Origin of the sequence: Ornithinibacillus halotolerans (genome assembly GCF_014637405.1) — a bacterium.
In the GTDB taxonomy this organism is placed as follows: domain Bacteria; phylum Bacillota; class Bacilli; order Bacillales; family Amphibacillaceae; genus Ornithinibacillus; species Ornithinibacillus halotolerans.
Genome location: NZ_BMEY01000011.1, coordinates 96,198 through 108,901, shown reverse-complemented (window position 1 = coordinate 108,901; position 12,704 = coordinate 96,198). Strand labels below are relative to the sequence as shown.

Genomic DNA, 12,704 nt, shown 5'->3' with positions numbered 1-12,704 from the left:
TACATGAATAAACCAAGAATAATCATTGCAGATACCGACGAGAAATATATTACTCCTTTGCAACTGAAGTTTGTAGAAGAGTACTTTAATAAAGTGAATTTGGAGATTATTACGGATGTACAGTATTTTGAGGAGTTGTTCACCACTCCGCAAAAAGTAGATATTCTCGTCATTAGTGAAGAGTTTTATAGTGAAACACTACATCGACATAATATTAATCATATTTTCATGATGACCGAACATAATGAGCATGGTACAACCGAAGATTTAGCTGTCGTTCGTATTTTCAAATATACAAGTATTAAAGTAATCTTTAATGAGATTGTAGGAAGAAGTTCAGAAGTTCTGAGAAACTCTGAAAAACTAGAAGAGTGTAAAACTGTTTTAGTATACTCGGCGTCTGGTGGCGTCGGAAAAACGACACTGGCACTCGGGATGAGTCAATGTTTAACGAAAAGTTATAAACGAGTCTTATACATAAATGCTGCGAGATTACAATATTTCCAGCAGTTATTGGAAAACAAAAGTGCCATTACAGCATCTGATGTCTATTCCAAATTGGCGATTGCCGATGAACATATTTATGAGCAAATCGAGCATGTCATTAGAAGGGAAGTATTTAACTATCTTCCACCATTCAAAGGTCCATTGATGTCACTTGGTTTACCATATTCTATCTTTGAAACGATTATCCAATCTGCAAAAGCATCAAAAGAATATGACTACATCATCGTTGATGCAGATTCAACATTTGATGAAGAAAAGGCAAAACTAATGAATATTGCTGATAAAGTCATTGTCGTAACGAAACAAGATCGTACATCGGCATTTGCGACTAATTTATTAGTAAGTCATATCGATGGAATAGATTCTGAGAAATATATTTACATTTGTAATGATTTTAAAAAGGATCTAGAAAATTCGTTAGTTACACCAAACATTCAATTTACGGTAAATGACTATATTAGTCACTTTGACCATTACGAGCAAATGACGTGTGAAGACTTCGCTAAAGATAGTGGTGTCCAGCGAATTTCATATTTAGTCGTATAAGGGGATAAACATGGGTGAAGAGAAAGTAATTGTAATCCTAAACATTCATAAAAGAAAATACACGGTCGATTTGGAAGTACCGTTAAACATATCCGCAAATGAGTTAGTGATTGCTCTTAACACCGCTTATGATTTAGGGATAGATGTATCCAATGTGAAGAACTGCTATTTGCGAACGGAAAACCCAATCGCATTATTAAAAGGTAATAAATTACTATCCGACTTTGGAGTAAGAAATGGAACAGTAATAAACATTATATAAGTAGGAGAAGCATATGCTGAGCAGATACAAACTGATTATATCAAATAGAAACTTATATAAAGAAGTTGAAATCGCCTCTGACACAGAGGAATTAAGAATAGGGACAGGACTGGATTGTGACGTAAGGCTTCGCAAAGAATTGTTCTTTGGTCAAGTTGAATTAACACTTACGAAACATAAAGATAATTGGAATCTATTAGTCTCTGATAATTTATATTTGTCACTTGGTGATGTTCGTAAGCTGATGAATAAAGAGCTTCATCACGGGGACGAACTCGTCTTAAAATATCAAGAATCAGGGAATGAAGTCTTTACTCTATCCTTTATGATTGACTTTGATTATGAAAAGAAAGCATATAATCGCGTAATTGATATAGCAGATGTGAAAGAAATTCGTATCGGTGGCGATGCTTCTTGTGATATTTCTATTCGCGACGACTATTTAGGAACAGATTCCATGACACTATCAATGGAAAATGGAAAATGGTTTGTTACGGATAACAACACGAAATATGGTGTTTTCGTCAATGGTTGGCGTATCGATAAAAAGAAAGAGCTTCATGACTATGATTTCTTTGCTGTCGTTGGCTACAGCTTCTATTTTAAAAAAGGAAAGCTCTATACTTCAGCGAGTGATCGCGTTACCATTCAACACTTTAGTTATGAAGATAAATTAGAACAAAAGAGTCATTTAGAATATCCAAAATTTAATCGAAATACTCGAATTCAATATGAAATTCCAGAGATAGAGCTAGAAATTCAAAACCCTGAAAACAAACCAACGAAGCCAAGAAGAAATTTACTCATTTCATTAATCCCTGCTCTCGTTATGTTAGCGGCAGTTATCATCCTGAGAGGACTAATGGGTGGTGGAAGTGTATTTATTATTTACAGTGCCATTGCCATGTCCATGGGTGCATTTATGTCTGTTGCTACTTATATAACAGAGAAGAAAAAATATAAAGAAGAAACTGCTGAAAGAATAGAAAGATACCAACAATATATTGTTGAAAAACAAGAGGAAATCGAAAAGGCTCGTGAAAAAGAGCTAGAAATTCGTAACCTAATCTATGAATCTATTGAAAATAGCATCCAAGAAGTTCATGACTTTGGTAGAAGGCTATTTGAAAAATCGACAGATGATGTCGACTTTTTACAAGTGTACTTAGGGAAAGGTCGCATTGAATCAAGCAACCAAGTGAGAATTAATAAAGAAGAAATTATTGATTTGGAAGACCCGTTAGCTCGGCTTCCAGAACAAGTATCCGACCAGTTTCGATATATCGAAGATGCGCCAATTATTTCTGACTTCCACGCGTCAAATGGAATTGGGGTCGTTGGGAAAAAGTCAGATCTAGGAAGAATCATCAAAAATATTACGTTAGATTTGGCCATCCGTCATTACTATGGAGATGTGAAATTTGTTTATCTACTTAATGAATTAAATGTAGAGGAAATGAGTTGGGTTAGATGGCTACATAACGTAGAAAATGATGATCTAGATGTTAGAAATATTATTTACGATGAAGAAAGCATGAATGTGTTACTGGAAAATCTTTACGTTATTTTAACTTCCCGAGAACAGACAAAACGCGGAAAAGACTCGAAAGAATGGGATGAATATTATGTTGTTTTTGTAACAGATGCCTCCGTCATTCGTACGCATCCTGTTTCAAAATATATAAAAAATTGTCATGAATATGGTTTTACGTTTGTATTCTTTGAAGAGTATGAAGAAATGTTGCCACAAGGTTGTACAGAAATTATTCGTATGGAATCAAGGCATGGAAATGTGTTGCATACGAAACGAGGAGATCATGTACTACAGTTCGAATACCCTGAGATACCAAATCAAATTGCACTAGATATTGCCTTAAGACTTGGAGCAGTAACAGTCGACGAAGTGTCATTAGAAGGGGAACTGACAAAAAACATTTCGATGTTTGAACTGTTAGGAATTATGTCAGTCGAAGATCTGAACTTAAACGATCGTTGGGAAACCGCCCAAGTGTATAACAGTATGGCAGCACCGCTTGGTGTAAAGCGGAAAAATGAAGTTGTTTTTCTCGATATCAGTGACAAAGCTGGAGCACATGGCCCACATGGATTAGTTGCTGGTACGACAGGCTCAGGGAAAAGTGAAATTATCCAGAGCTACATTTTATCGATGGCAACTTTGTACCATCCATATGAAGTTGGGTTTGTCATTATCGACTTCAAAGGTGGAGGAATGGCTAACCAGTTTAAAAATTTACCGCATCTTATTGGAACGATTACGAACATTGATGGTAGAGAAATTAATCGATCCTTATTATCGATTAAAGCAGAGTTAGTCAAACGACAAGAAATGTTCTCCGATGCAGGAGTCAACCATATTAATGATTACATCAAGCTATTTAAGGCGAAGAAAGTTGATAAACCGTTACCGCATTTGATCATGGTTGTCGATGAATTCGCCGAACTAAAAGCAGAACATCCTGACTTTATGAAAGAAATTATTTCAGCCGCTCGTATCGGGCGAACATTAGGAATCCATCTAATCCTTGCAACTCAGAAACCAGCTGGTGTGGTGGATAACCAAATCTGGAGTAACTCTAAGTTCAAATTATGTTTGAAAGTACAAACGAGAGAAGATAGTACCGAAGTTATTAAAACACCACTTGCAGCTGAAATTGTGGAACCTGGTCGAGCATACTTCCAAGTAGGGAACAATGAAATATTTGACTTATTCCAATCTGCATATAGTGGTGGTCACGTTCCAACTGGTAATGACATGAACGAGCGAATTTTTGAACTGTATGAACGAAATATTTGGGGAAAGAAGCGTTTAGTCTATTCAAATAAAAAGGCTAAAACAGCAGTGGAAACAAAGACCCAATTAGAAGCAATTGTGGAATATGTGCATGACTTCTGCGCAGTAAAGGGAATCGAACAACTTCCAGGTATTTGCTTACCTTCCCTACCAGATGTCATTAACACGAATTCGCTTGATTACAGCACGAATAATGAACTGAATATTTCCGTACCAATTGGAATGTATGATGATCCAGAACAACAACGTCAAGGCCAGGTTGTGATTGAGCCATCGAAGGAAAATGTATACTTAGTTGGTTCTGCACAAACAGGTAAAACAACAATGCTACAAACGTTAACATACGGGTTAATTAATAAATATGATCCTTCTCAAGTGAATCTATATTTAATTGACTGCGGTAGCATGGTACTAAAAACATTCGAAAACGCCAAACATGTTGGTGGGGTCGTACTATCAAATGAAGAAGAAAAGTGTAAAAACCTCTTTAAGCTATTAAACACGATGGTAGCGGAAAGAAAAACAATTCTTTCCAGCAAAGGTGTAGGAAGCTTTTCAGCTTATTTAGACGCTGGATTTACAGATATTCCGATGGTTGTTGTAGTGATTGATAATATGGCTGCCTTTAAGGAATATTTCCCGAATCAAGCAGATGAATTGAATAGTCTTAGCCGTGAAGCACAAGGGGTTGGAATTTCATTCATTATTACATCCGCAACATCGAATGCTCTTAATTACCGAACACAAGGGAACTTCGGTAGGAAGCTTGTTCTTAATTGTAATGATAAGTCCGAATATAGTGCTGCTTTCGGTCATAATAAGCAAACACCGAAGGATACTGCTGGTCGAGGGCTATTAATGCTAGATAAACGTATTTTGGAATATCAAGTTGCAATCTTTGGTAATAGCTCAAAAGAAGCAGAGCGAAGTGCTGAATTGAAGCAATTCATTGAAAAACGTAATACAGAATGTCAGGCAACAGCTCGCACAATCCCGATGGTTCCAGAGAAACTGATTCTTCAAGAAGCATTACAAACAGATGCGGAAGCATTTAAGAAGAAAGGTATCTTACCGATCGGAATGGACTATGACAAAGTAGAGTATTCTACGTTGGACTTCAATCGTAGTGGTTCCATGACACTAATGGGAGATAGAGAGAGTAAAGAGCGATTCACAGTTAATCTGCTTCAATTGCTCAGTCAAACGATTATTTATCACAATATCGAAGCAATCATTATTGATGATAAATCTAAATCGTTACAGGAATTTTCTGCATTAGGATTTGTCCAAAAGTATACAAATGATCCAGCAGAAGGTCTCCTCTATGTGAATGACTTCCATGAAGAAATCACAAGAAGGAAAGACTTAGATGAGTTAGAAGACCTGTCCTATAAACTATTAATCTTAAATAATACCGAAGTATTTAAGCGGATTAGTAGTGACAGAAACGAAAGTAAATCATTTGCTGGAGTCATTAAAGATGCAAATGAAGCATTATCCTTCGTACTAATTACAACGATGGAAAATGAAACAGTTGGCTTTAATGCATCTGAAGTATTAAAAACAATTAAAGAAGAGAAAAAAGCAATTCTATTTGCACCAATATTAGAGAGTAAAGTATTTGATGTTCCAGCAAGACTCCGAGCAGAAACAACCTTTGAAAAATCGAATGGGTATCGTTTCGACAGCTCTGGATATACAAAAATTAAAATCTTTGAATAAGTGAGGTGGGAGTTGTGTCCATAGTTAAAGGTACGATTGAACAGGAAAGAATCAATCAGACCCATGTCCAAATCAAGGAAATTGTAGATGCTTATCAAGAAACAAATCAAGAAGTTGCTAGAATTACGCAAAACGTAAAAGAGAACTGGGTTGGTGAAGGTCGAGATGAATTTGAAACCCAATATAAACTGTTGATTTCTAAAATTGATGACTTTGGTGATGCTTTAAGAGATGTTTACGACATGCTCGTTGAAGCGGAAGCACAATATGCAACAGCCGATGATCAAATACGTCAACAGTTTGATATGGCGATGGAAGGTTAAGAAAGGGTGAGGGAAGGTGGCCAGTAGTTCTTATTATTATAATCTTTATCTAAAGAAGAAACGAGAAGTAGATGATTATGAGGATAATATAAGGGACTTAGAGAGGATTTTAAACCGTCTCGGCGATATGCAAGGAGAAATTTGGGACGTAAATTTTGAATATGAAGATTTGACACATGATTTAAATAAAGGGGTAAGGCATAATTCGATTTTCACCTCCCAAGCAAACACCCATTTAAATAAAAAAGAAAAAAGTGTGTCACAGGATAGAAATTTAAGTAGAACACAAGACGGTCTGGAAGATGAAATTTCCCGGTTGAATCAATTATTAAACCAAGCTATATCAAGCCGAGATTATTATTATTCTAAATACAAAGCGAAAAAAGCAGAAGAACGAGCAGAATTAGCAAGAAAGTTATTTGGAGGTGGTTGAAAATGAGTATTGCTTCCATATCATACAGGAGTCTAAAGAATGCAGCGAGTGAGGCAAAATCAGTAGCAAAGCGGTTAGATAACTATGCAGATGCCATTGATAAAAGAGTTTACAGTAAATTAAACAGTTACAATGGACCATGGTCTTCCAACCTTTCTACAGCGAAAAGTAACGCAAGTAGTAAAATGTCTACATTAAGAGACCGCGCAACAAACTACAGCAAATACGCGGATGATTTAACCGATTTAAGAGCGCAATGTGAAACGACAGATCGAAGCGTGAAGTCGAAAGTTTCATCTTTGACAGCTAGCTTTAAACAAAGACATGGGATAAAAGATAATAAAGTCATTAGCACGATTACCTCCTTACTTACTAAATTTGAAAATAATACGGCTATCGGCAGATGGTTAGGGGATGTAAGAGACCAGTTCTTAGCTGGATTAGATGACTTTAAACAAAGTATTAAAAACTGGTTTCACTTTGAAGGTGGAAAAGAACTTCTTAAGAGTATTGGGGTCTTCGTAATAGAACTGGCATTAGCCGTTGCAACAATAGCCGTTGCAATTATATCTGGTGGAGCTCTACTTGTCATCATTGCTGGTGTTATTGGTGGATTTATTATGTTATTAAATAGTTTTGCCAATTTTGCCAATGAGATTAAAGGATATAAAGAAACACGAGCCGATAACCCTGTGATGGGGCAGCGGTTAAGGGACGTTAATACGTTATCCGATATGATGCGGATGGAGGATGACAAGGGATTACATCGATTTGCAAGTATCCTTGATGGAGCAGCTACTGTTACTACCATTATTACAGCGGTTGGTGGAATTGGAAACCTTGCTAAGAAAGGATATAAATGGGCCACTGGAGATCCATCTAATATAAATAACATTAAGATTTTTGATATTGCAAACAAACAGAATTGGAGTCTATTTAGCACTAAACTTAAAACCGATGTTGTAAATGGTATAACAGATGCTAAGAGGGCTTTAACGATGGGGAACTGGAAATTCTTTGCTGAATATGGTAAAGAATTTGCTGCAGGCTTTGCTAAAAACTTTGAGAAGGACTTTATGAATTTTACTACCGGGAAAGATGGAGTGAAATCAAGCAAAAATATACTGTCTTCCATTAATTCGCTACTTAATAATGGGGCAAATAAGAATACTATCGGAGGTATTGCTGTTCCGTTAATACCTATAACTAGTTTGCCAGGAGATGACAGAATAAAAGGTGGAGACGTTACGTCAATATTTGATGGTATTTCTAAGGGGTCTGAAGGTATTAAAAAATTATTAAATCCATATCACATTGATCAAGGTGTCATGGAAAAACTAACAAGTCCAAATAACACTGCAGTTGGTATACGTTAATGAAATATAACAGTACTGAAAAGTACTATAGTTTAGGAGTAATACAATGGAAACAATAAGAGAAGAAAAACCAAATTATGTATTAAAAGCTATAGAGGGGGTACTAACTCCCAAAAACCCATGGCTAAGTATGTTGAAAAAAGCAATTTGGATTATTGTCGGTTTAGTTATCTTACTCTCGATTATTTTCCAAGAAAATATGTTTAGTGAGCTAAGCTGGTCATCACAAGTAATGCTTATTGTGCTGGCTCTTGTATTAACATTTACCAAAAATAGCATGAGAGTTCCATCACCTTTTGAAATTCGTTTTTATAATGATTATTTGGTTGTTTTTCGTGAGAAACGGTATTATGGTAAGCTCCCTCGAAAAGAATTTAATAAATTCTATTACGATGAAATTGAAAAAATAGTCCATAGAACAACTACGGAGCGCATCAGTATCTACGGGACAATTGAGGGGATATGGTACGACTATAAAAAAGATGGGACCCTACCAGATAAGCCAACCTATCACAAAACTACTAAAGGCGGATTTTGTTATTTTGACACATCAACAGACAAGGAAGTTGACTTTGTTGCAGAAATCGAAAAGCATTCACCGATAAAAGTTGTTGTGGAAAATAGTTAGATCTAGAACTACAACCTTGTATTTTATTGTCTAATCGAGAAAGACATAATTATAGTAAAATACTCTCCTATAAAAATTACATTTTGAGAGTTAATGTGACTGGGTGAGGGCCTCCTTGACCCAAGGAGTTGAGCAATGGAAACTGTAAAAAAAGAAACACCAAATTATGTACTAAAAGCGAAAGAAGCAATGACGGTTCATAAAAATCCGAATCCATGGTTGGGGAGAATGAAAAAAGGAGTTTGGATTATTGTTGCTTTCATTATTCTAAGCTCTTTGATCTATCAAGAAAATATGTTTAAGGAACTAAGTTGGTCATCACAAGTAATGCTTGTTGTACTTGCGGTTGGATTAACATTTGCAGACGGCAGCCATAGAGTTCCTTCTCCCTTTGAGATTCGGTTTTATGATGATCATCTAATATTGTATAGAGAAAAATATTACTACAGTAGGAAGGTTCAGAGAAAAGAATATTGGAAGTTTTATTACAACGAAATAGAAAAAATAGAACTCGGAACGATAAAGAAGCGAATTGCAATATATGGAGATGTAGAAGCAATTTGGTACGACTACAACAAAGATGGAACAGTACCTGAGAAGCCAACTTATCATAGAAATGTTAAAAGAACAATTTGTTACTTCTATACTTCAGCAGATCCAGATGTTGATTTTGTTGCCGAAATAGAAGAACACTCTCCAATTAAGGTTGCTATTGAAGATAAATAGTAAGAACAATGGAATTTTCGCTCTTACAAAGGAGTTAAACAGTGAAGATACCCAGAGAAGAAAAACCAAATTATATACTAAAAGCCAATGAAGGTGTAATAGTCCCAAAAAATGATAATTTTAGTAAGCTCAAAAAAGTTGTCTGGATTATAGTAGGTTTAGTTATAATTGGATCCTTTATTTTCCAAGAAAATATATTCAGCGAACTTACATGGTCTGCAAGAATAATGCTCATTGTGTTAGCGATAGGTGTAAGTTTTGCTGGAGGAAATAAAATGGTACCTTCTCCATTCGAAATACAATTTTATGATGATTATCTTATTGTCTATCGGGAGAAGCATTATTATAGTAAAAAACATTTCAAGAAAGAATACAACAAATTCTGTTATAAGGATATTAAAGAATTCAAATACCGAACAGTTTCAAAAAAAATGAACATAATCGGAGTCGGTGAATTTACTTGGTATAACTATAACCAAGATGGAACACTACCCGAAAAACCATCTTTCCACAAAAAAGGGAGTGGTATTACTTGGTTTTATACATCCGAAGCTCCCGAAGTAGATTTTGTTGCCGAAATTGAAAAAAACTCTCCTATAAAAGTTTCACTAAATGAGAGTTAATGTGGCTGGGTGAGGGCCTCCTTGACCCAAGGAGTTGAGCAATGGAAACAATTAGAGAAGAAAAACCAAATTATGTACTCAAAGCGAAAGAAGCAATGTTAGTGCCTAAAAATCCGAATCCATGGTTGGGTAGAATTAAAAAAGGAGTTTGGATTATTGTTGCATTCGTTATTCTAAGCTCTTTGATCTTCCAAGAAAATATGTTTAAGGAACTGAGTTGGTCATCACAAGTAATGCTTGTTGTGCTTGCGGTTGGATTAACATTCGCAGACGGCAGCCATAGAGTTCCTTCTCCTTTTGAGATTTGGTTTTATGATGATTACCTAATATTGTATAGAGAAAAATATTACTACAGTAGGAAGGTTCAGAGAAAAGAATATTGGAAGTTTTATTACAACGAAATAGAAAAAATAGAATTCGGAACGGTAAAGATGCGAATTGCAATATATGGAGATGTAGAAGCAATTTGGTACGACTATAACAAAGATGGAACAGTACCTGAGAAGCCAACTTATCATAGAAATGTCAATAGAACAATTTGTTACTTCTATACTTCAGCAGATCCAGATGTTGATTTTGTTGCCGAAATAGAAAAACACTCTCCAATAAAGGTTGTTGTGGCAGAAAAATGATAGGAAAGATGGATTTAAATAATCGCAAGGAGGTTGCTATGGAAGTTAATGTGAATGAACAAAGACTTGAGGCAAAAGATTTAAACCAACAAAGTGTGCTTCTAATCCAGGCTGGTAATTTCCCAGCGGCTCAAAAGAAGTTAGATAGAGCAATAGAGTTGGATCCTATGTTAGTAGATAACTACAAGAACTACGGGGATCTCTATATGGCCTCTAATAATTTCAAAGAAGCAAAGAATCAATACAAAAAAGCACTTTTGATTGAAAAGAGTGGAGAGCTTTACTTTCTGTATGGAAATGCTTGTTTCATGAACGATAATGTTCATGAAGGGTTAGAGAATTATAATCTAGCACTTTCAAATGGATACGATAATGACGAAGCATTGTTCTTCGTGGGGATGGCTTATGAGCATTTAAATGATGACCAAATGGCACTTCGATATTTTCAAAAAGCCCATCTTAAAAACCCAGCAAGACCAGATTATTTAGTGAAAAAAATATCTGTCTTAGTCCGTTTAGACATGATTGATAGTGCGGAAGAAAGTGTAGATGAACTGTTAAAGAGTTCACCAGAATTATTCGATGGGTACCATTTGAAAACACAATTACTCATTCATAAAGGAAAGATTGAAGAAGCGGTTGCATTCTCCAAGGCTGCATCGGACCGTTTCCCAGAAGATCCGGAGTTAATGCATGATTATGTGAAATCTGTTGCTCTTAACGGACAATTTGATTTAGCTTATCAATTAATTCATACAGCCAAACAGATGAAGTATTATGATGAAGCCAAACGAGGTTTCGTATTGTTAGAAGCACAAATTGCAGCAGAAAAACAAGACGTGGACCAGGCGATTGCAAGTTGTAAAGAATGTATTTCCTTGGAAGACGAAGACTCTTTCGAAGGGGAAGCACGCTTTATGTTAATGAATATGTATCTTGCTAAGGAAGAATATAATGAGGCGTTAGAAGTTGCTACTGCACTAATTAATAATAAAGGGAAAGATTCTTATTATTATGCCGCATTATATTATCGACCGTTTTGCTTGAAGCAGATTGGGAAGCAAGAAGAGGCAAATAAGCTGTATAAAGAAGCAAATTCTATTTACCGCTTAGCTACCCTTCAAGATCCAGCTGCTGTCGATATTTATTTATATCGTGTCATGTGCTTAAAAGATAGTGAGGAATATGACAAAGCATTAGATTTACTAGATTTTATTTCTGGCATTAATCAGGAAATTGCAGAGGTACATACTCTTCGCGCAGATATATATCGTTCACAAGGGAAGGCAGCTCTTATGAAAGAAGAACTAAATAGAGCTTTCCAATTAAAACCGGAACTAGAAGAGATGTATGAAGGAGTAGGTGGTTAATTTGGCATTATCTTATGAAGGTAATACTGATTTAGCATTCGATACCGATGCATTACGTCAATATGGAAAACAGTATGGAAAAATCGCTGGAGAACTGAAATCAATGTCAAAGAAACTTGATAATCTACTAACAGAACTAAAGAACTCCGGCTGGACCACACCTGCTGGTGAACTTTTTCACCAGATGGCAGATACAAACTGGGGTGAGAATATCGAAAAGTATGCCGATTTACTAGAAACTCTACAAGATGTATTAATATCAGCTGCTTCTGAGTACGATAATCTCGTTGAAAATCATATTGAACAAACGAAAGTAAAATAGTGCATAAACAGCCCTCGAGCTGTTTGCAAATATAAAAATTTTAAATAAAGGAAGGAAGAGGAAAAAATGGCAAATATTAGAGTAACACCAGAGGTACTATCAGGACAGGGGAAAGATCTACAAACATTCGCAACGGAGCTTCAAGACATTCTAGGTTTAATCGACAACAAAGTTCAAGAAATCAATGATGGATGGGATGGTTTAGCTGAAGGAGCATACTTAGAAATGTATGAAAACCTAAAACAAAGTTTAGACCAATTCCCAGTACTAGTTGACAACCTAGGTCAAGCTACTGTCTCTGCTGCAGATGCGTTCAGTAATGTAGATGAAACATTACAAACTAACTTTAGAGGATAATAGGTCTTTCAAGAGAACTAGCAGTTAAAGGACTGGGACAAAAACTAATTCAAACAAAGGTAAAT

General features: G+C 35.7%; 13 protein-coding genes. All 13 read left to right on the top strand.

What is annotated here, in order from left to right; translation table 11 throughout:
- Positions 1-3: 3 nt before the first annotated feature.
- The 13 genes from IEV35_RS12050 (at position 4) to IEV35_RS11990 (ending at position 12,639) form a co-directional block, all read left to right on the top strand.
- A complete protein-coding gene (locus tag IEV35_RS12050) occupies positions 4-1,053 on the top strand; it encodes an AAA family ATPase (protein ID WP_188384903.1) in 1,050 nt (349 codons plus the stop codon).
- Between the two features lie 10 nt (positions 1,054-1,063).
- A complete protein-coding gene (locus tag IEV35_RS12045; protein WP_188384902.1) occupies positions 1,064-1,315 on the top strand; it encodes an EsaB/YukD family protein in 252 nt (83 codons plus the stop codon).
- Between the two features lie 13 nt (positions 1,316-1,328).
- On the top strand, positions 1,329-5,849 hold the full coding sequence (gene essC / locus IEV35_RS12040; RefSeq protein WP_188384901.1) for a type VII secretion protein EssC: 4,521 nt from the start codon (positions 1,329-1,331) through the stop codon (positions 5,847-5,849).
- A gap of 14 nt (positions 5,850-5,863) precedes the next feature.
- The gene (locus IEV35_RS12035) at positions 5,864-6,172 is read left to right on the top strand and encodes a WXG100 family type VII secretion target (RefSeq protein WP_188384900.1); all 309 of its coding nucleotides are present in this window, start codon (positions 5,864-5,866) and stop codon (positions 6,170-6,172) included.
- A gap of 16 nt (positions 6,173-6,188) precedes the next feature.
- Positions 6,189-6,605, top strand: a complete 417-nt coding sequence (locus IEV35_RS12030; protein ID WP_188384899.1) for a hypothetical protein — start codon at positions 6,189-6,191, stop codon at positions 6,603-6,605.
- Positions 6,606-6,607: 2 nt separating this feature from the next.
- Positions 6,608-7,981, top strand: coding sequence for a hypothetical protein (locus IEV35_RS12025; RefSeq protein ID WP_188384898.1), 1,374 nt, complete (start codon positions 6,608-6,610; stop codon positions 7,979-7,981).
- Positions 7,982-8,027: 46 nt separating this feature from the next.
- Positions 8,028-8,609, top strand: coding sequence for a hypothetical protein (locus tag IEV35_RS12020; protein ID WP_188384897.1), 582 nt, complete (start codon positions 8,028-8,030; stop codon positions 8,607-8,609).
- A gap of 135 nt (positions 8,610-8,744) precedes the next feature.
- On the top strand, positions 8,745-9,335 hold the full coding sequence (locus tag IEV35_RS12015; RefSeq protein ID WP_188384896.1) for a hypothetical protein: 591 nt from the start codon (positions 8,745-8,747) through the stop codon (positions 9,333-9,335).
- A 41-nt stretch (positions 9,336-9,376) separates the two neighbouring features.
- A complete protein-coding gene (locus IEV35_RS12010; protein WP_188384895.1) occupies positions 9,377-9,958 on the top strand; it encodes a hypothetical protein in 582 nt (193 codons plus the stop codon).
- Positions 9,959-9,999: 41 nt separating this feature from the next.
- Positions 10,000-10,590 (top strand): hypothetical protein, encoded by a 591-nt coding sequence (locus IEV35_RS12005; protein WP_188384894.1) that lies wholly within the window; start codon positions 10,000-10,002, stop codon positions 10,588-10,590.
- Between the two features lie 38 nt (positions 10,591-10,628).
- Positions 10,629-11,960: a tetratricopeptide repeat protein gene (locus IEV35_RS12000; protein WP_188384893.1), complete on the top strand. Its 1,332-nt coding sequence runs from the start codon at positions 10,629-10,631 to the stop codon at positions 11,958-11,960.
- Between the two features lies 1 nt (position 11,961).
- On the top strand, positions 11,962-12,282 hold the full coding sequence (locus IEV35_RS11995; RefSeq protein ID WP_188384892.1) for a WXG100 family type VII secretion target: 321 nt from the start codon (positions 11,962-11,964) through the stop codon (positions 12,280-12,282).
- A 66-nt stretch (positions 12,283-12,348) separates the two neighbouring features.
- Positions 12,349-12,639 carry a WXG100 family type VII secretion target gene (locus IEV35_RS11990; protein WP_188384891.1) on the top strand — a complete coding sequence of 97 codons (291 nt, stop codon included), beginning with the start codon at positions 12,349-12,351 and terminating at the stop codon, positions 12,637-12,639.
- Positions 12,640-12,704: the final 65 nt, after the last annotated feature.

Coding starts and splice junctions, on each gene's coding strand:
- IEV35_RS12050 (WP_188384903.1), top strand. CDS start 4: ATGAATAAACCAAGAATAATCATTGCAGATACCGACGAGAAATATATT.
- IEV35_RS12045 (WP_188384902.1), top strand. CDS start 1,064: ATGGGTGAAGAGAAAGTAATTGTAATCCTAAACATTCATAAAAGAAAA.
- essC (WP_188384901.1), top strand. CDS start 1,329: ATGCTGAGCAGATACAAACTGATTATATCAAATAGAAACTTATATAAA.
- IEV35_RS12025 (WP_188384898.1), top strand. CDS start 6,608: ATGAGTATTGCTTCCATATCATACAGGAGTCTAAAGAATGCAGCGAGT.
- IEV35_RS12020 (WP_188384897.1), top strand. CDS start 8,028: ATGGAAACAATAAGAGAAGAAAAACCAAATTATGTATTAAAAGCTATA.
- IEV35_RS12015 (WP_188384896.1), top strand. CDS start 8,745: ATGGAAACTGTAAAAAAAGAAACACCAAATTATGTACTAAAAGCGAAA.
- IEV35_RS12005 (WP_188384894.1), top strand. CDS start 10,000: ATGGAAACAATTAGAGAAGAAAAACCAAATTATGTACTCAAAGCGAAA.
- IEV35_RS12000 (WP_188384893.1), top strand. CDS start 10,629: ATGGAAGTTAATGTGAATGAACAAAGACTTGAGGCAAAAGATTTAAAC.
- IEV35_RS11990 (WP_188384891.1), top strand. CDS start 12,349: ATGGCAAATATTAGAGTAACACCAGAGGTACTATCAGGACAGGGGAAA.